The organism is Telluria sp. GW821-FHT07G12 (assembly GCF_059418525.1).
Map to the genome: position 1 here is coordinate 354777 of NZ_JBWKQA010000001.1, position 17040 is coordinate 371816.

A 17040-nucleotide genomic window follows, 5' to 3' on the forward strand; every position below is an offset into this window, starting at 1 on the left:
TGCATTGTACGTTGGAAATGTAACCAATTGTGCAAGATCGGTGATTGTTCAATAAGTCGTGTAGAGTTGATTCACCGGAAACTTTTGCGTGCGAGCGATGAAAGCGTGGACCTGGATGGCAGCGATGGGCCTGTGCCTTGCGGGGTGGCAGGCGATGGCGCAGGAAGAGCGCAAGGCCGAGAGCAAGCTCAGCCTACGCCTGACCGACGAGGTGATCAGCAAGGCAGTGCGCGAGACGCTGGCCGAGCAGCCGGGCAGTCCGAAGCTGCGCTCGGAGCGGGCGCTGAGCGGGGATGCCTACCAGAAATTCGAACGCGCTTTTTCGGAGGCCGAAAAACCGGGCTGCATGGGTCCGGATGCCTTAAAGTTCCAGTCGCCGACGACGACGGTGAAAGCCGGCGGCCAGGACTATGTCGTGGGCGTCGGCGGCCTGTTCGCCTTGCCCTTCTGGGCCGCCGCCATCGTGCGCGGCAAGTGCAAATGAAGGACGAATCATGGATAATATCGCCATGAACGATACTACCCAACTCCCTCCCCTGCCCGACCACCTGTCCATCGACCCGCGCAGCCCGCACCACGACGCGGAAGTCTTCAAGCACCCGGTCGGCATCCGTTTCAACGGCAAGGAACGCACCGACGTCGAGGAATACTGCATCAGCGAGGGCTGGATCAAGGTCGCTGCCGGCAAGGTCGTGGACCGCAAGGGCCGCCCGATGCTCATCAAGCTGAAGGGCACGGTCGAGGCTTACTACGCTGTCTGATTCTCTACTGACATCTTGTTGAAGTAACGGCCGCCGGAGCGATCCCGCGGCCGTTTTTCTGAAGGCTCTGGCATGTATTTTTCGACGACCGCCTATCCTGCCCTGCGCGGGCGCGACAAACAGGCCATCACGGCGATCGTCACTGAAGCCTTGCGCCGCTACGATCCTTGGGCGAAATGGCGCTTTTACGCCATGCTGACCGTCGTGCTCGCCGTACCGGCCCTTCCGGCCTATTTCGAGGGCACCTGGCAATTGCCGGAGTGGACGATTCTGGCAGCGGCGCTGTCCGGCGGACTCGTGTTTTACGTCTACCTGCTTTGGGAGATCAACGGCCCGATGCACCGCGCCGTGCAGAAGCACCTGGTCGAATGAAGGTGGTATGCTCGCACCATGACAACCGACTCCGATATTGAACTGTCCGGCCCCTTCCAGGCCAAGGATGGAAACGGCCGTACTCTCGACGTCAAGGCGATCCGCATCTTCGACGAGGGTTACGGGATCATCGACGTGTACGTGGAATTCAAGCACCAGCTCGATGCCGGCGCGCACAAGGACAGCGTGCTGCTGCGCCAGATCGTCGACCGCCTGCGCGCGGTCGGCTACAAGGGGCCGGACTTCGGCCTCAGCGATCCGGGGCTGCAGGAAAGCCGCCTGATCGTGCTCGAGGCGCCCGAGGAGTTCTCGAGCTTTGCCAAGAGCAAGGGCTGGAAGAACCTGGCGGAAGATTTCGACGACTAATGAACCGAAGAAGCGAGTTTAGAGGCTCGCTTTTTTGTTCGCACGTGCAACTTACGTAATACCGTATATTTATTCTTAACAACGTTCGTCTTGGCTCCATAACTTAGTTATCAACTAAAGTAACTAACGTCACATTTTTCCAATGCCAATTTTGAAGCTTCGCATGTAAAAATCGCGAATTCGACTAGAAAGTAACTAAAGTTCTTGCTCTAGACGATCTAAGATAGAGCTCGCTCGCATAAGTCCATACCCTTGTGTCAACGCACGAAGTAACGCGATCGATTGCCTTTTTTTCCTTAACGACTTGTAATCGAAAAATTTTCTAAGTAATTTTTCTGCAGCACTGCGGTTTCCAATAAAATGGTCAGACAATCGCGCTGCGTTAAGAGAAGATATATTACACATTTCGATTGTAATACTTCCCTTTTGGCTACCAGGACGCGACCTGATCCGATCTAAGTCATCGAATTCCAAATGTGCTTCCCACGGATCTAAATGTGGATGGACTATTTTGTAATCTGAGGACAAGCTTGGGATTTCAGTTAAAGGTTGATTGCCAACTAACGGAGATTTAGCATTTTTACCTCTATTACAAGGCTTGCAAGCAACTGCGAAGTTGTTCAATGAGAACATAAACTCGGCATGAGTGCTTTTGTCTAATATGTGTTCCGCATCAAAAGAGGCGTGATCATTTCTAAGCTCAAAGCTACAATAGCAGCAACGACGAGTTTGGCCGAAAAAGTAGTGTTCTTTGACTTCAGCCTTGAATCGTCTAAAAATTTCCTTGTCCGACTCTGGCTGGACATTCCAATAATTTGCAGTCGCAGCTCCTGCTGCGGTTAACGATGCGTGTTCATTATCCGTTATTTGGGTCAAGCCCGTTAACACAGTTGATATACTACGTGGTGTGTATGTCATTACCACCCTCTACGTCTTCATCTGACTGTGTTACTAGCATCAAAGCCTCATCTATTACCTGCAGAGCATGCCTATCATAACCATGGCCTTCAAAGGAGTATAGGTTTCTAAGCTCGTTCAATCGAGTGATTGCTGCTTGTCTTGATGCTACCCCTCCGTCCTCACCTTCTGCCACAATTTCGACAACCTCATTTGCAAGATATATACTACCGGAAACGGGTGTCCTAAAAACTTCCAAAAGAGCACCTTCTACAGAAGCCCCTTTACCCTGAAGGGAATTCAAATTTACTTCTGAAATAGTTCGATCTCGACCTAGCTGAATCACCTCCATCTTTTGATCCAACGCTTTTTGCACCACTAGTGGCGAATGTGTCGCAATAATGGCGTGACAACCTTTATGCTCACTTAGAACAGCTTCGAGAAAATCAATAAATGCCATTTGCCAAGTAGGATGGAGACTTAGTTCTGGCTCATCTATTAAAATTAACGAGTTATCTTGCAATTCGGCGACCAAGCCGAAAATGGAGCAAAGAATCTGTTGCTGGCCGGAACTTGCATTCGCTAGGTCGAATCCTTGATTTGAATCCCAACTTCTCAAATAACATTTAGTAAGACCTATTAACTTCAGCCGTCTCAGCAGAGCTAACGCCTGCATTACAGCGTAATCTTCAGATGCTTTCGCATTCGAAAAATTGAAGAAAAGTTCTAATGACCGATAGGGCAATTTAGTTGAAACCAACTCGAATGCTTCAGATAGTAAAGAAGATAATCGATCGACTCCAGCTGCTCGTATTTCACGAACGAGAGTAGTAGTACCGAGATATCCTCCGCCCATTAAAATATTCTTAAGAAACCCCTGAATCTCGCGCGATTGATGGGAAGACAGTATCTTATTGAAAATAGGGTATGGCCTGTAGACGAAGTGGATTTGCTCATGAAAACCCAAGTTACCTAAAATTATACCAAGTGGCCTAATTTGCCCTGGAGACTCGCTTAATCGGAATATCGCATCCTCGAGAGTTTTGCGGGAAAGCGCACCTCCAATATGCCTCGACCTTCGATGCAATCCAATCATTCGGTAACGATTAACGCTTTCCGCCCCTTCCGAATATACATCTGTCAAGCTTAAAACATTATCTAACGACGGCGCTGCAAACCGTGAAAAAGGACTAAATGTTTGGGCGATTACTCTTTCTGGGCCGTTGTACTCTTCTTGTTCAAATATAGTTTCCTTTTTTGTTCGGAGCCAATCTACCTGAATATCATTGCTCCCGCTTGTGCCTCCAAAAAACGAGGCAAGACTGGTCAACAACTCAGTTTTTCCAGACCCATTTGGTCCTGTAACAACACTGATCACATTTTTTTCCTGACGCCACAGACTTCCAAAGCGCACCTCGAAACGGGGCGCACTTATACTCTCCACTTTAAACATATACTCTCCCAGCGCCTTAATCTCTATACGTAATCACACAGAAAAATTTGTTGAGACTGAATGATAAAATTTTTTGGTTATCACATCATTCTCTAGTGATCGCCAACACCGCCGACACAAATGTTGAAACATCAGATACAAATTTACGCCACAGCGGCTACAACATCCGAGCGAAAATCACTAACGTAGTGCGCTACTACGGGGTTGCTCTGCACCTTAATCTGAGGATTGTGAAACTTCGTTGCACCAAACCCCTATCGAATAATAATGCTGTACCAAAATAGAGTATCAGGAAGAATTAAATCTTTTCTCTCAAATACTCACTTGAACAAAAAAAAAGCGAGCCCGTGAGCTCGCTTTTCTCCAAAAACGCCGGCAAAGCCGGCGAAGCCAATTAACGCTTGTCGATCGAAGGCACGTCGCGGCGCGGCGAACCGACGAACAGCTGGCGCGGACGGCCGATCTTCTGTTCCGGGTCGGCGATCATCTCGTTCCACTGGGCGATCCAGCCGATGGTACGGGCCATCGCGAAGATACCGGTGAACAGCGAGACCGGGATGCCCAGGGCCGACTGCACGATGCCCGAGTAGAAGTCGACGTTCGGGTACAGCTTGCGCGACACGAAGTACTCGTCGTTCAGGGCGATCTTTTCCAGTTCCATGGCCAGCTTGAACAGCGGGTCGTCCTGCAGGCCCAGTTCGTTCAGCACTTCGTGGCAGGTTTCACGCATCAGCTTGGCGCGCGGGTCGAAGTTCTTGTACACGCGGTGACCGAAGCCCATCAGCTTGACGCCCGAGTTCTTGTCCTTGACCTTCTCGATGAAGGCCGGGATGTTCTCGACGCTGCCGATTTCCTTCAGCATGGTCAGTGCGGCTTCGTTGGCGCCGCCGTGTGCCGGACCCCACAGGCAGGCGATACCGGCTGCGATACAGGCGAACGGGTTGGCGCCCGAGGAACCGGCCAGACGGACGGTCGAGGTCGATGCGTTCTGCTCGTGGTCCGCGTGCAGGATCAGGATGCGGTCCAGGGCGCGCACCAGCACGTCGTTGACCTTGTACTCTTCGCACGGGTTGGCGAACATCATGTGCATGAAGTTCGCGCTGTACGACAGGTCGTTGCGCGGGTACATGAACGGCTGGCCGATCGAGTACTTGTATGCCATTGCGACCAGGGTCGGCAGCTTGGCGATCAGGCGGATTGCCGAGATCTCGCGCTGCTCCGGATCGTTGATGTCCAGAGAGTCGTGGTAGAACGAAGCCAGTGCACCGACGGTACCCACCAGCACCGACATCGGGTGCGCGTCGCGGCGGAAGCCACGGAAGAAGAAGTTCATCTGCTCGTGGACCATGGTGTGCTTGGTCACGGTCTCGGTGAACTTTTCCTTCTGCTCGGCGTTCGGCAGTTCGCCGTTCAGCAGCAGGAAGCAGGTTTCCAGGAAGTCGCAATTGACGGCCAGCTGCTCGATCGGGTAGCCGCGGTACAGCAGCTCGCCCTTGTCACCGTCGATGTAGGTGATGGCCGACTGGCAGGCGGCGGTCGACATGAAGCCAGGGTCGTAGGTGAACTTGCCGGTTTGGCCGTACAGCTTGCGGATGTCGATGACGTCCGGGCCGATGGTGCCCTTGTAGATCGGCATGTCGACCGACGGGCTGCCGTCCGAGAACGACAGGGTGGCTTTGGTTTCAGAGGTATTCATGGCACTTCCTTCTTTGGGAGGTGGGTGTACAAAATAAAAAGCGATTTTCGCTCACGCTTGCCGCAGCCGCGCCACCAGGGCGCGCACATGCGGCAGGTCGACCTCGCCCTCGGGCTCGGCGCGTCCCAGCAGCAGGTCCATCAGCGGATTGTCCGCCAGGTCCAGCAAGCGGGTCAGCGCATCGACTTCCTCGTCCGTCAATTCCTCTTCGTGCGCATCCAGGAAGCGCGTGAGGATCAGGTCGTTTTCGAGCAGGCCCCGGCGTGCGCGCCAGCGCAGGCGTGCGCGGTTCGCGGGGTCGGATTGATGCGTTTTCACACTAGAGTCCGTTGTTCGGTCAACACTATACTCCGGCTGCCGTTTCCCGGCAGTACGGTAGTTTTACTATATTTATGACGATGTTCGCGCGTGGGCACGGGGTGCCCACCCTACCATCATTCGCGACGTAGGGTGGGCACCCCGTGCCCACGTCCACGCTGCAAACTGCCGGCTTAGATCGCGCGGCGTACCAGCAATTCCTTGATCTTGCCGATCGCCTTGTTCGGATTCAGGCCCTTCGGGCAGACGTCCGTGCAGTTCATGATCGAGTGGCAGCGGAACAGGCGGTACGGGTCTTCCAGGTTGTCCAGGCGCTCGTTGGTCGCTTCGTCGCGCGAGTCGGCGATGAAGCGGTAAGCCTGCAGCAGGCCGGCCGGGCCGACGAACTTGTCCGGGTTCCACCAGAACGACGGGCAGGAAGTCGAGCAGCAGGCGCACAGGATGCACTCGTACACGCCGTCCAGCTCTTCGCGCTCTTCCGGCGACTGCAGACGCTCCTTCTCCGGCGGGATCGAGTCGTTGATCAGGAACGGCTTGATCGAGTGGTACTGCTTGAAGAAGTTGGTCATGTCGACGATCAGGTCGCGCACCACCGGCAGGCCCGGCAGAGGACGCAGCACGATCGGCTGGGTCAGCTCGTTCAGGTTGGTGGTGCAGGCCAGGCCGTTCTTGCCGTTGATGTTCATCGCGTCCGAACCGCACACGCCTTCACGGCAGGAGCGGCGCAGGGCCAGCGAGTCGTCGACGTCGGACTTGATGCGCTGCAGGGCGTCGAGCAGCATCTTGTCGGTGTCTTTCAGCTCGACGGTGATGTCTTGCATGTAGGGCTTCGAATCCTTGTCCGGATCGTAGCGGTAGATCTTCAGTTGGACTGTGCGTGCCATGTTTTACCTAAATATTCTGTTGTCAGTCGGAGCTTGGAACCGGATCTTAGAAGGTTCGTGGCTTCGGTTTGAAGGTGTCGACCGTCAGCGGCTTGGTGATGACCGGCTTGTACTCGAGGCGGTTGCCTTCCGAGTAGAACAGCGAGTGCTTCATCCAGTTGTCGTCGTCGCGGTTCGGGAAGTCGCTGTGGGCGTGGGCGCCGCGCGATTCCTTGCGCGCCGCGGCCGAGACGATGGTCGCCTTCGCCACTTCGATCAGGTTGTCCAGCTCGATCGCTTCGATGCGGGCGGTGTTGAACACCTTCGACTTGTCCTTGAACGAGACGTGCTTGCGGCGCTCGTCCAGCTTCATGATTTCCTTGACGCCTTCGTCCATCAGGGCCTGGGTACGGAACACACCGCAGAACTTCTGCATCGTGGCGCGGATGTCGTTGGCCACGTTCTGCACCTTCTCGCCGCCGGTCGAGTTCTCGAGGCGGTTCAGGCGGTCCAGCGCGTAGTCGGCGAAGTCCTTCGGCAGCGCGCGGTTGCCCTGCGCCTTCAGGTTCTGGCCGACGATGTGGTTGCCGGCCGCGCGGCCGAACACCACCAGGTCGAGCAGCGAGTTGGTGCCCAGGCGGTTCGCGCCGTGCACCGACACGCAGGAGCACTCGCCGATTGCGTACAGGCCGTTGACGATCTTCTGGCCGCCGGTGCCGTCCGGTGCGATGACCTGGCCGTGGATGTTGGTCGGGATGCCGCCCATCTGGTAGTGGATGGTCGGAACGACCGGGATCGGTTCCTTGGTCGCATCGACGTTGGCGAACTTGTGGCCGATTTCCAGAATCGACGGCAGGCGCTTGCGGATGGTGTCCGCGCCGATGTGGCGCAGGTCCAGCAGCACGTGGTCCTTGTTCGGGCCGACGCCGCGGCCTTCCTTGATCTCCTGGTCCATCGAGCGCGAGACGAAGTCGCGCGGCGCCAGATCCTTCAGGGTCGGCGCATAGCGCTCCATGAAGCGTTCGCCGTTCGAGTTGATCAGGATACCGCCCTCACCGCGCACACCCTCGGTGATCAGGACGCCCGCGCCGGCCACGCCGGTCGGGTGGAACTGCCAGAATTCCATGTCTTCCAGCGGCAGGCCGGCGCGTGCCGCCATGCCCAGGCCGTCGCCGGTGTTGATGAAGGCGTTGGTCGACGCGGCGAAGATACGGCCTGCGCCGCCGGTGGCGAACACGGTGGTCTTCGCCTGCAGCATCATGACGTCGCCGGTTTCCATTTCCAGGGCCATCACGCCCAGCACGTCGCCGTCGGCATTGCGGACCAGGTCCAGCGCCTGCCATTCGACGAAGAAGTGGGTGCGCGAGCGGACGTTACGCTGGTACAGGGTGTGCAGCAGTGCGTGGCCGGTACGGTCGGCTGCCGCGCAGGCGCGCTGCACCGGCTTCTCGCCGAAGTTGGCGGTGTGGCCGCCGAACGGACGCTGGTAGATGGTGCCGTCCGGATTACGGTCGAAAGGCATGCCGAAGTGTTCCAGCTCGTAGACGACCTTCGGTGCTTCGCGGCACATGAATTCGATGGCGTCCTGGTCACCCAGGTAGTCCGAACCCTTGACGGTGTCGAACATGTGCCAGTACCAGTCGTCTTCGCTCATGTTGCCCAGCGAAGCGCCGATGCCGCCCTGCGCCGCCACGGTGTGCGAGCGGGTCGGGAAGACTTTCGACAGGACCGCCACGTTCAGGCCGGCTTCCGACAGTTGCAGCGCTGCGCGCAGGCCGGAGCCGCCGGCGCCGACGATCACGACGTCGAAGTGGCGGGTAGGAATGGAAGAATTGAATGCTGCCACGATTAAACGCTCCAGAGAATTTGCACAGTCCAGGCGGCGCAGGCAAGCAGCCAGAACACCGTAAGGGTCTGCAGGGTCAGGCGGATACCGACCGGTTTGACGTAGTCCATCCAGATGTCACGGATGCCCACCCACGCGTGGTAGAACAGGCCGAAGAAGGTGACCATCGTGAAGAGCTTGAACCACTGGCGCGCGAACAGCCCGGCCCAGCCTTCGTAGGTGAAATTCTGGCCGGTCAGGAAGGAGACCAGCAGGACAATGGTGAACACCGCCATCAGGATCGCGGTCAGGCGCTGGGCCAGCCAGTCGCGCATGCCGTAGTGGGCGCCGACGACCAGGCGGCGCTGTCCGATATTCTTTTTAGTATGGGATTGCATGATTAAAACACTCCGAACAGTTTGAGGGCGACCACCAGGGTCAAGACCAGGCTGACGATCAGCACCCAGCGTGCGGTCTTCTGGGACGCGTCCTTGTCCAGGGCCATGTGGTTGTCCATGAACAGGTGGCGCACGCCCGCGCAGAAGTGGTGCAGGTAAGCCCAGGACAGGCCGAGGATGATGATCTTGGCGAACGGATGGCTGACGACGCCGGCGAAGTGCGCGTACGAAATTTCCGAGCGCAGGCTTTCCTGGAGCAGCCAGAGCAGGAACGGCAGGAACAGGAACAGGCCGGCGCCGCTCACGCGGTGCAGGATCGACACGATCGCCGACGGCGGCTGTTTGTAGTAACCCCGGTAAGTAATGTCGCCAAAATCGACGTTACGGATTACCGGCCGGCCCTTCTTTTGAGCCTCTCTCACGGCTTCGGACATTGCAACACCTCCCTCAATACTTAGTTATCCAACCCAGATTCATCGATTTTGCGACCTGCTCGGAGCCGTTTCCGGACTCCGGGAGAACGTCGACCGGGCTTCGTCTTCGCTTTCCCAAAACCAATCCATTTTACTCGCTCAATGCGAATCCTGCACCAGCATAGAGCTTGTCTAAAAACTTATCAGGACAATTCGTTCTGGTAATGGTGCGATGCGGTCAGATACAGACCGCGCCGCAATTCCACCGCCTTGTCCCCATAGGTGAACGACACCCGGTCCGCGCACAGCAGCGGCGTGCCTTCCGGTACTTTCAGCAATTCGGCCGCGCCGGCATCGGCCGCCACCGCACGGACCTTTTCCGTCGCGCGGATCATGCGGGTCCCGAACTCCGATTCGAACAGGCCGTACATCGGCCCCTTGTATTCCGCCAGGCGCTCCGCCGTCAGCCCCTTGAACAGCTGTCCGGGCAGCCACAGCTCTTCCAGGATCGTCGGCGCGCCCTCGAAGGACATCAGGCGCTTGATGTAGACGACCGCGTCGCCCGACTTCAGGTCGAGCAGGCGCGCCACTTCGGCCGCGGCGCGGATGCGCTTGACTTCGAGGTATTGGTGATCCAGCGGGTGGGAGACGCCCTCGTCGGGCACCAGCTTGAGGAAGCGGAAGTGGGCGCGCGCCTCGTTGTGGCTGGCCACGAAGGTGCCCTTGCCCTGGCGCCGCACCACCAGGTGCTCGGCCGCGAGCTCGTCGATCGCCTTGCGCACGGTGCCCTGGCTGACCTTGTAGCGGCCGGCCAGCTCGACTTCGCTGGGGATGAGTTCGCCCGGTTTCCACTCGCCGGACTGCAGGCTCTGGGTGATCAGGGCCTTGATCTGCTGGTAGAGCGGGGAGAAAGTGGGGGACGTGTTCGCCTGGGAAGACCCCTGTCCGGAGGCAGCGTTGCCGGCGCTGCCCGCGGTGCTGTTAGCGGCGCCATTGCTGTTCGGATTGGACGGGACCTGATTCATAGACTGCGATTTTTTCACAAATCCCCCTCTGCGTCCAGTGCGCCGCGGGAAAGATTATGTGTCTTATATAAGACATATGATATGAATTGACAGATGGAATATCCGAGGACTACACTCCCGGTCGATTCGGTGCCCGAACCACCGATTCGCTTTTGGTATCATAGTAGTTTTCCCGAACCCCTTTGGAGATTCATCATGGCTAAAACCCCAATGCGCGTCGCCGTTACCGGCGCGGCCGGCCAGATCGGCTATTCCCTGCTGTTCCGCATCGCCAACGGCGACATGCTGGGCAAGGATCAACCGGTCATCCTGCAGCTGCTCGAAATCGACAACGAGAAGGCACAGAAGGCGCTCAAGGGCGTCATGATGGAAATCGACGACTGCGCATTCCCGCTGCTGGCCGGCATGACCGCCCACAGCGACCCGATGACCGCCTTCAAGGATGCGGACGTCGCCCTGCTGGTCGGCGCCCGTCCGCGCGGCCCGGGCATGGAGCGCAAGGACCTGCTGGAAGCCAACGCCCAGATCTTCACCGTGCAGGGCAAGGCGCTGGACGCCGTCGCTTCGCGCAACGTGAAAGTGCTGGTCGTCGGTAACCCGGCCAACACCAACGCCTACATCGCCATGAAGTCGGCCCCGAACCTGCCGGCCAAGAACTTCACCGCCATGCTGCGCCTGGACCACAACCGCGCCCTGTCGCAGGTCGCCGCCAAGACCGGCAAGCCGGTCGGCTCGATCGAGAAGATGGTCGTGTGGGGCAACCACTCGCCGACCATGTACGCCGACTACCGCTTCGCCACCGCCGATGGCCAGTCCGTCAAGGACCTGATCAACGACGACGCCTGGAACCGCGACACCTTCCTGCCGACCGTCGGCAAGCGCGGCGCAGCGATCATCGACGCCCGCGGCGCCTCGTCGGCAGCCTCGGCCGCCAACGCAGCGATCGACCACGTGCGTGACTGGGTCCTGGGCACCAACGGCAAGTGGACCACCATGGGCATCCCGTCGGACGGTTCGTACGGCATCCCGGAAGGCACCATGTTCGGTTTCCCGGTGACCACCGAAAACGGCGAGTACACCATCGTCCAGGGCCTGGACATCGACCAGTTCTCGCAAGAGCGCATCAACCTGACGCTGAACGAGCTGAACGAAGAGAAGGCCGGCGTCGCTCACCTGCTGGGCCAGTAATCCTTTGCGATTAACGTGGGCACGGGGTGCCCACCCTACGAGCATGTGATTTCGTAGGGTGGGCTCCCCGAGCCCACGCGTAACATCCCGATACCTAAAATGCACCCCTCCGAGATTTTGTTTCAGGGCCAACGCCAGCCGCTGCTGCTCCCTGCCTGCGACCACTACGCCGGCAGCGAGAAGCTGATGCGCAAATCGATGGCCCTGCAACAAGAGCTTGGCCCGGTCTTCGACATCACCTTCGACTGCGAGGACGGCGCCGCCGCCGGCCAGGAGCGTGAACATGCGCAGCTGGTGGCAAGCCTGCTGAACAGCGAGGACAACCGCTTCAACCGCATCGGCGCGCGCCTGCACGACGTCGGCAGCGAACATTTCGCGCACGATGTCGGCATCATCGTCGGCAATGCGGCATCGAAGCTGGCCTACGTGGTATTGCCCAAGCCCAACGGCGTCGCCGATGTGCTGCGCGCGCAACAGATCGTCAATGCCATCGCCGAAAAATCGGGACGCCCGGCAGGCAGCAAGCCGATCCCGCTGCACGTGCTGATCGAGACCCACGGCGCGCTGCACGAAGTGTGGGAGATCGCCGCCCTGCCCCAGGTCGAATGTCTCTCGTTTGGCATCATGGATTTTGTGTCGGCCCACTATGGCGCGATCCCGGCCAGCGCCATGCGGACGCCGGGCCAATTTACCCATCCGCTGGTAGTACGGGCGAAGCTGGAGATGGTTGCGGCATGTCATGCTTATGACAAAGTCCCCTCCCATAATGTGACGACCGATATCAAGGACAGTGCGGTTGTCGCCAACGACGCCACCCGTGCCGCCGGCGAATTCGGGTTCACGCGCATGTGGAGCATCCACCCGGACCAGATCAAGCCGGTAGTCAAGGCCTTCATGCCGCGCGTATCGGAAGTGAACGAAGCAAGCAATATCCTGCTCGAAGCAATGGCAGCAGATTGGGGGCCGATCGCCCAGCATGGCCGCTTGCATGACCGCGCCAGCTACCGATATTATTGGACGGTGTTGCAGCGCGCGAAGCTGGCTGGCCTTGCGCTGCCAGATGCCGCGGCGGCACTCGTCAACCAACCGGAATCCATCTGATGGCCATCACCCTGAAACAAATCGTCGCCGCCTGCGCAGTCGCGCTCGCGGCCGCCGGCCTCTGCGCTCCCGCATCCGCCGCCTCTCCCGACCACGAATCGCACCCGAAGGCCGTCAAGGTCCTGAAGGAGCAAGCCAAGGCTGCCAAGTCGAAAAAGAACAAGAAGGAAGAAGCGAAGCAGGCAGTCGCGGACGACGAACCGGAACCGGACATCACCGACACCGTCGTCGCCGAATACGCATGCGAATTGAACAACAAGGTCACCATCTATACCAACGAAAAGGATAGTGGCCACATCGCACTGCGCTGGAAGAACCGCCTGCACCGCCTCGAGCGCGTGGGAACCACCACCGGCGCGCTGCGTTTCGAGAACACCAAGTTCGGCCTGATCTGGATCGGCATCCCGTCGAAGGGCATCCTGCTCGACTCGAAGCTGAACCGCCAGCTGGCCAACGAATGCAAGAACGCCGAACAGGCCAAGCCGCTGGTGGCGGCAGGGCCTGCGGAAAAGAAAAGCTGATACCGGCGCACCGGCGACGTTGCCCGTTTGGTTTTAAGTAGTTAACAAAATCCTCTTTTGAAGGAGAATTCATGTCTCACAACACGCTGAATACGCTCAAGGAATTCCCGCTGACCGCGGGCCAGACCGGCCAGTTCTACTCGCTGCCGGCACTGGGCGAAGCCCTGGGCGTGAACCTGTCGCGCCTGCCGGTGTCGATCCGTATCGTTCTGGAGTCCGTGCTGCGCAACTGCGACGGCAAGAAGGTCACCGAAGAACACATCCGCCAGCTGGCGAACTGGGGCCCGACCGCCGCCCGCACCGAAGAGATCCCCTTCGTCGTCGCGCGCGTCGTGCTGCAGGACTTCACCGGCGTGCCGCTGCTGGCCGACCTGGCCGCGATGCGCAACGTCGCCTACAAGATGGGCGTGAACGCCAAGAAGATCGAGCCGCTGGTCCCGGTCGACCTGGTGGTCGACCACTCGGTCACCATCGACCACTTCCGCACCCCGAACGCGCTCGACCTGAACATGAAGCTCGAGTTCCAGCGCAATAACGAGCGCTACCAGTTCATGAAGTGGGGCATGCAGGCCTTCGACACCTTCGGCGTCGTGCCTCCGGGCTTCGGCATCGTCCACCAGGTCAACCTCGAGTACCTGGCGCGCGGCGTGATGAAGAGCGGTTCCATGTACTACCCGGACACCCTGGTCGGCACCGACTCGCACACCACCATGATCAACGGCGTCGGCGTCGTCGGCTGGGGCGTGGGCGGTATCGAAGCCGAGGCAGGCATGCTGGGCCAGCCGGTCTACTTCCTGACCCCGGACGTCATCGGCGTCAACCTGACCGGTTCGCTGCGCGAAGGCTGCACCGCAACCGACCTGGTGCTGACCATCACCGAAATGCTGCGTAAAGAGAAGGTCGTCGGCAAGTTCGTGGAATTCTTCGGCGAAGGCACCGCCTCGCTGTCGACCACCGACCGCGCGACCATCGGCAACATGGCCCCGGAATACGGCGCGACCATGGGCTTCTTCCCGGTCGACGAAAAGACCGTCGACTACTTCCGCGGCACCGGCCGTACCGAAGAAGAGCTGGCTGCCTTCGAAAACTACTTCAAGGCCCAGAACCTGTTCGGCATCCCGAAAGATGGCGACATCGAGTACACCCGCGTGGTCTCGCTGGACCTGTCGACCGTGACCCCGTCGCTGGCCGGCCCGAAGCGTCCGCAGGACCGTATCGAACTGGGCGCGATGAAGTCGACCTTCACCGACCTGTTCTCGAAGCCGACCACCGCGAACGGCTTCAACAAGGCAGCCGACGACCTGAACAAGGTCTACGAGACCACCAACGGCGTGCGCGTGAAGAACGGCGACATCCTGATCGCCGCCATCACCTCGTGCACCAACACCTCGAACCCGAGCGTGCTGCTGGCCGCCGGCCTGCTGGCCAAGAAGGCCGTCGAGAAGGGCCTGACCGTCGCTCCGCACATCAAGTCCTCGCTGGCCCCTGGCTCGCGCGTGGTCACCGAGTACCTCGAAGCCGCCGGTCTGCTGCCTTACCTGACCCAGCTGGGCTTCGGCGTCACCGCTTACGGCTGCACCACCTGCATCGGTAACGCCGGCGACCTGACCCCGGAACTGAACGCCGCGATCACCTCGAACGACATCATCGCCGCCGCGGTCCTGTCGGGCAACCGTAACTTCGAAGCGCGTATCCACCCGAACATCCGTTCGAACTTCCTGGCCTCGCCGCCGCTGGTCGTCGCCTACGCGATCGCCGGCAACGTGACGCGCGACCTGATGAGCGAGCCGGTCGGCAAGGGTTCGGACGGCGTCGACGTCTACCTGGGCGACATCTGGCCGACTTCGCAGGAAGTCCAGGACCTGATGAAGTTCGCGATGAACTCGGAGGTCTTCAAAGCCAACTATGCCGACGTCAAGGGCAACCCTGGCCAGCTGTGGGAAGCCGTGTCGGCGGTCGAGGGCCAGGTGTACAACTGGCCGGAGTCGACCTACATTGCCGAGCCGCCGTTCTTCTCGGACTTCGAGATGACCCCGAAAGCCGCTTCCGCAGGCATCGCCAACGCGCGCGCACTGGGCGTGTTCGGCGACTCGATCACCACCGACCACATCTCCCCGGCCGGTTCGATCAAGGAAGATGGCCCGGCAGGCAAGTACCTGAAAGAGCACGGCGTGCTCAAGGCCGACTTCAACTCCTACGGCTCGCGCCGCGGCAACCACGAAGTCATGATGCGCGGTACCTTCGCCAACGTCCGCATCAAGAACAAGATGATCCCGCCGAAGGCCGACGGTTCCGCAGTCGAAGGCGGCATCACCATCCACCAGCCGAGCGGCGAACAGATGTCGATCTACGACGCGGGCATGAAGTACATCGCGGAAGGCACCCCGACGATGATCTTCGCCGGCGAAGAGTACGGCACCGGCTCCTCGCGCGACTGGGCCGCCAAGGGCACCCAGCTGCTGGGCGTGAAGGCCGTGATCGCCCGTTCGTTCGAGCGTATCCACCGTTCCAACCTGGTCGGCATGGGCGTGCTGCCGCTGCAGTTCCTGGGCGACGACAGCGTCGAAACCCTGGGCATCACCGGCAACGAGACCTACGACCTGAAGGGCCTGGAAGGCGAGATCCGCCCGCAGATGCAGGCAACCCTGGTGATCCACCGCGCCGACGGCTCGGTCAAGGAAACCTCGGTCCTGCTGCGCATCGATACCCCGATCGAAGTGGACTACTACAAGCACGGTGGTATTCTGCCGTTCGTGCTGCGTCAGCTGCTGGCTGCTTAAGTTAGCGCAGGCCGGTTCGAAGCCGCAAGCGCAAAAAAGGCCGGAACCCGCAAGGGCTCCGGCCTTTTCTTTTGTGACTCACGAAGCGCGCAATTCCCGTACACTTGGCCTGTACGCCCTGCCCCGAACCCGTCGCCACTGGAGGTATCGATGACCGTACGAGTCTACCGCTTCGCGCAGGCGCCCGTCGAACATGACGAAACGCTGGCGCACAGCTACGCAACGATGGAATTCATCACGCTCAACAAGCTGACGGCCATGCCGGACAGCGAGATGGACGTGGATCCTTCGCACGTCGATCCGGAGGGGCGCTATCTGGGCCTGAACGCCGGCAAGTCCTCCTGACCGGACCCGCGTTCAGGTCTCCGCCCATTGCCGCAGCAGATTGTGGTAATGCCCGGTCAGCCCGACCAGCTCCGGCCCGTCCCCATGCTTCGCCCGTAGCGCCTGGATGTTCGTATCCAGCTCGTACAGCATCGAACGCTTCCAGTCATCCCGCACCATGCTCTGCACCCACAGGAAGGACGCCACGCGCTCCCCTAGCGTCACCGGCTGCACCTCATGGATGCTGGTCGACGGATACACGATCGCATCGCCGGCCGGCAGCTTGACCTCGTGCGTGCCGTAGGAATCGATCACGCTCAGCTCACCGCCTTCGTATTCTTCGGGCTCCGATAAAAACACGGTGCAGGACACGTCGGTCCGCAAGGCCGGCCCGCCCCGCTGCGCCCGGATCGCGCCATCCACGTGCGGCCCGTAATGCTCGCCGCCGGCATAGCTGTTGAAGAAAGGCGGCAGGATCCGCAGCGGCAACACACCGGCAAAGAACAAGGGGTGCGCCATCAGCGCCGCGCTGACGATCTGGCCCAGCTCCAGCGCCAGCGGCGAGCCTTCCGCCAGCTGGCGGTTGCGCTTGACCTGGGCGCCCTGGCTGCCGACGCTGGCGCGGCCGTCGATCCAGTCGGTGGCGGCCAGACGCTCGCGCATCGCCTTCACCTGCTCCGGCGTGAGTACGCCTGGGATATGCAGCATCATGATCTAACTACTCCGCAAATGAAAAAGC

General features: G+C 59.5%; 19 protein-coding genes. 9 read left to right on the forward strand and 10 right to left on the reverse strand.

What is annotated here, in order from left to right; translation table 11 throughout:
- The first annotated feature begins 97 nt into the window (after nt 1-97).
- The 4 genes from AC07PE_RS01750 to AC07PE_RS01765 all read left to right on the forward strand — a co-directional run bounded on the left by AC07PE_RS01750 (nt 98) and on the right by AC07PE_RS01765 (nt 1499).
- Nucleotides 98-484, forward strand: a complete 387-nt coding sequence (locus tag AC07PE_RS01750) for a hypothetical protein (protein ID WP_498761013.1) — start codon at nt 98-100, stop codon at nt 482-484.
- A 10-nt stretch (nt 485-494) separates the two neighbouring features.
- Nucleotides 495-761: a DUF3297 family protein gene (locus AC07PE_RS01755; protein WP_498761015.1), complete on the forward strand. Its 267-nt coding sequence runs from the start codon at nt 495-497 to the stop codon at nt 759-761.
- A 72-nt stretch (nt 762-833) separates the two neighbouring features.
- Nucleotides 834-1133 carry a hypothetical protein gene (locus AC07PE_RS01760; RefSeq protein WP_498761016.1) on the forward strand — a complete coding sequence of 100 codons (300 nt, stop codon included), beginning with the start codon at nt 834-836 and terminating at the stop codon, nt 1131-1133.
- Between the two features lie 18 nt (nt 1134-1151).
- A complete protein-coding gene (locus tag AC07PE_RS01765; RefSeq protein WP_498761018.1) occupies nt 1152-1499 on the forward strand; it encodes a hypothetical protein in 348 nt (115 codons plus the stop codon).
- Between the two features lie 195 nt (nt 1500-1694).
- Here the strand turns inward: AC07PE_RS01765 and AC07PE_RS01770 are convergent, their stop codons facing one another.
- The 9 genes from AC07PE_RS01770 to AC07PE_RS01810 form a co-directional block, all read right to left on the reverse strand.
- Nucleotides 1695-2417, reverse strand: coding sequence for an HNH endonuclease (locus tag AC07PE_RS01770; RefSeq protein WP_498763029.1), 723 nt, complete (start codon nt 2415-2417; stop codon nt 1695-1697).
- The gene (locus AC07PE_RS01775) at nt 2398-3849 is read right to left on the reverse strand and encodes an ATP-binding protein (protein ID WP_498761020.1); all 1452 of its coding nucleotides are present in this window, start codon (nt 3847-3849) and stop codon (nt 2398-2400) included. Before AC07PE_RS01775 ends, AC07PE_RS01770 begins: the two co-directional genes overlap by 20 nt.
- Before the next feature lie 394 nt (nt 3850-4243).
- Nucleotides 4244-5545 carry a citrate synthase gene (gene gltA, locus AC07PE_RS01780; protein WP_498761022.1) on the reverse strand — a complete coding sequence of 434 codons (1302 nt, stop codon included), beginning with the start codon at nt 5543-5545 and terminating at the stop codon, nt 4244-4246.
- Nucleotides 5546-5596: 51 nt separating this feature from the next.
- On the reverse strand, nt 5597-5863 hold the full coding sequence (locus AC07PE_RS01785) for an FAD assembly factor SdhE (protein WP_047823985.1): 267 nt from the start codon (nt 5861-5863) through the stop codon (nt 5597-5599).
- Nucleotides 5864-6036: 173 nt separating this feature from the next.
- On the reverse strand, nt 6037-6747 hold the full coding sequence (locus tag AC07PE_RS01790; protein WP_296945243.1) for a succinate dehydrogenase iron-sulfur subunit: 711 nt from the start codon (nt 6745-6747) through the stop codon (nt 6037-6039).
- 46 nt (nt 6748-6793) lie between these two features.
- Nucleotides 6794-8572 carry a succinate dehydrogenase flavoprotein subunit gene (sdhA, locus tag AC07PE_RS01795; RefSeq protein ID WP_498761025.1) on the reverse strand — a complete coding sequence of 593 codons (1779 nt, stop codon included), beginning with the start codon at nt 8570-8572 and terminating at the stop codon, nt 6794-6796.
- Nucleotides 8573-8574: 2 nt separating this feature from the next.
- Nucleotides 8575-8949, reverse strand: coding sequence for a succinate dehydrogenase, hydrophobic membrane anchor protein (gene sdhD, locus AC07PE_RS01800; RefSeq protein ID WP_498761027.1), 375 nt, complete (start codon nt 8947-8949; stop codon nt 8575-8577).
- A 2-nt stretch (nt 8950-8951) separates the two neighbouring features.
- A complete protein-coding gene (gene sdhC / locus AC07PE_RS01805; protein ID WP_498761029.1) occupies nt 8952-9383 on the reverse strand; it encodes a succinate dehydrogenase, cytochrome b556 subunit in 432 nt (143 codons plus the stop codon).
- A 182-nt stretch (nt 9384-9565) separates the two neighbouring features.
- A complete protein-coding gene (locus AC07PE_RS01810; protein ID WP_498761031.1) occupies nt 9566-10387 on the reverse strand; it encodes a GntR family transcriptional regulator in 822 nt (273 codons plus the stop codon).
- 195 nt (nt 10388-10582) lie between these two features.
- Here AC07PE_RS01810 and AC07PE_RS01815 point away from each other — a divergent pair, with 195 nt between their 5' ends.
- The 5 genes from AC07PE_RS01815 to AC07PE_RS01835 all read left to right on the forward strand — a co-directional run bounded on the left by AC07PE_RS01815 (nt 10583) and on the right by AC07PE_RS01835 (nt 16322).
- The gene (locus tag AC07PE_RS01815; protein ID WP_498761032.1) at nt 10583-11575 is read left to right on the forward strand and encodes a malate dehydrogenase; all 993 of its coding nucleotides are present in this window, start codon (nt 10583-10585) and stop codon (nt 11573-11575) included.
- A 99-nt stretch (nt 11576-11674) separates the two neighbouring features.
- The gene (locus tag AC07PE_RS01820; RefSeq protein ID WP_498761034.1) at nt 11675-12676 is read left to right on the forward strand and encodes an HpcH/HpaI aldolase/citrate lyase family protein; all 1002 of its coding nucleotides are present in this window, start codon (nt 11675-11677) and stop codon (nt 12674-12676) included.
- A complete protein-coding gene (locus AC07PE_RS01825; protein ID WP_498761036.1) occupies nt 12676-13197 on the forward strand; it encodes a hypothetical protein in 522 nt (173 codons plus the stop codon). The genes AC07PE_RS01820 and AC07PE_RS01825 overlap by 1 nt, the downstream gene beginning before the upstream one ends.
- 71 nt (nt 13198-13268) lie before the next feature.
- Entirely contained in the window at nt 13269-15977 is a 2709-nt protein-coding gene (acnA, locus tag AC07PE_RS01830) for an aconitate hydratase AcnA (protein WP_498761038.1), read from the forward strand.
- Between the two features lie 150 nt (nt 15978-16127).
- Nucleotides 16128-16322 carry a hypothetical protein gene (locus AC07PE_RS01835; protein WP_498761040.1) on the forward strand — a complete coding sequence of 65 codons (195 nt, stop codon included), beginning with the start codon at nt 16128-16130 and terminating at the stop codon, nt 16320-16322.
- A 12-nt stretch (nt 16323-16334) separates the two neighbouring features.
- Here AC07PE_RS01835 and AC07PE_RS01840 read toward each other — a convergent pair whose 3' ends face one another.
- A complete protein-coding gene (locus tag AC07PE_RS01840; protein ID WP_498761042.1) occupies nt 16335-17012 on the reverse strand; it encodes a Fe2+-dependent dioxygenase in 678 nt (225 codons plus the stop codon).
- Nucleotides 17013-17040 lie beyond the last annotated feature (28 nt).

Excerpts from the sequence above, each read along its gene's own strand:
- AC07PE_RS01810 (WP_498761031.1), bottom strand. The coding sequence starts at position 10,387 with ATGAATCAGGTCCCGTCCAATCCGAACAGCAATGGCGCCGCTAACAGC.
- AC07PE_RS01775 (WP_498761020.1), bottom strand. The coding sequence starts at position 3,849 with ATGTTTAAAGTGGAGAGTATAAGTGCGCCCCGTTTCGAGGTGCGCTTT.
- AC07PE_RS01750 (WP_498761013.1), top strand. The coding sequence starts at position 98 with ATGAAAGCGTGGACCTGGATGGCAGCGATGGGCCTGTGCCTTGCGGGG.
- AC07PE_RS01825 (WP_498761036.1), top strand. The coding sequence starts at position 12,676 with ATGGCCATCACCCTGAAACAAATCGTCGCCGCCTGCGCAGTCGCGCTC.
- AC07PE_RS01840 (WP_498761042.1), bottom strand. The coding sequence starts at position 17,012 with ATGATGCTGCATATCCCAGGCGTACTCACGCCGGAGCAGGTGAAGGCG.
- AC07PE_RS01790 (WP_296945243.1), bottom strand. The coding sequence starts at position 6,747 with ATGGCACGCACAGTCCAACTGAAGATCTACCGCTACGATCCGGACAAG.
- AC07PE_RS01760 (WP_498761016.1), top strand. The coding sequence starts at position 834 with ATGTATTTTTCGACGACCGCCTATCCTGCCCTGCGCGGGCGCGACAAA.
- AC07PE_RS01820 (WP_498761034.1), top strand. The coding sequence starts at position 11,675 with ATGCACCCCTCCGAGATTTTGTTTCAGGGCCAACGCCAGCCGCTGCTG.
- AC07PE_RS01755 (WP_498761015.1), top strand. The coding sequence starts at position 495 with ATGGATAATATCGCCATGAACGATACTACCCAACTCCCTCCCCTGCCC.
- sdhC (WP_498761029.1), bottom strand. The coding sequence starts at position 9,383 with ATGTCCGAAGCCGTGAGAGAGGCTCAAAAGAAGGGCCGGCCGGTAATC.
- gltA (WP_498761022.1), bottom strand. The coding sequence starts at position 5,545 with ATGAATACCTCTGAAACCAAAGCCACCCTGTCGTTCTCGGACGGCAGC.
- AC07PE_RS01815 (WP_498761032.1), top strand. The coding sequence starts at position 10,583 with ATGGCTAAAACCCCAATGCGCGTCGCCGTTACCGGCGCGGCCGGCCAG.
- AC07PE_RS01835 (WP_498761040.1), top strand. The coding sequence starts at position 16,128 with ATGACCGTACGAGTCTACCGCTTCGCGCAGGCGCCCGTCGAACATGAC.
- sdhD (WP_498761027.1), bottom strand. The coding sequence starts at position 8,949 with ATGCAATCCCATACTAAAAAGAATATCGGACAGCGCCGCCTGGTCGTC.
- acnA (WP_498761038.1), top strand. The coding sequence starts at position 13,269 with ATGTCTCACAACACGCTGAATACGCTCAAGGAATTCCCGCTGACCGCG.
- AC07PE_RS01765 (WP_498761018.1), top strand. The coding sequence starts at position 1,152 with ATGACAACCGACTCCGATATTGAACTGTCCGGCCCCTTCCAGGCCAAG.
- AC07PE_RS01770 (WP_498763029.1), bottom strand. The coding sequence starts at position 2,417 with ATGACATACACACCACGTAGTATATCAACTGTGTTAACGGGCTTGACC.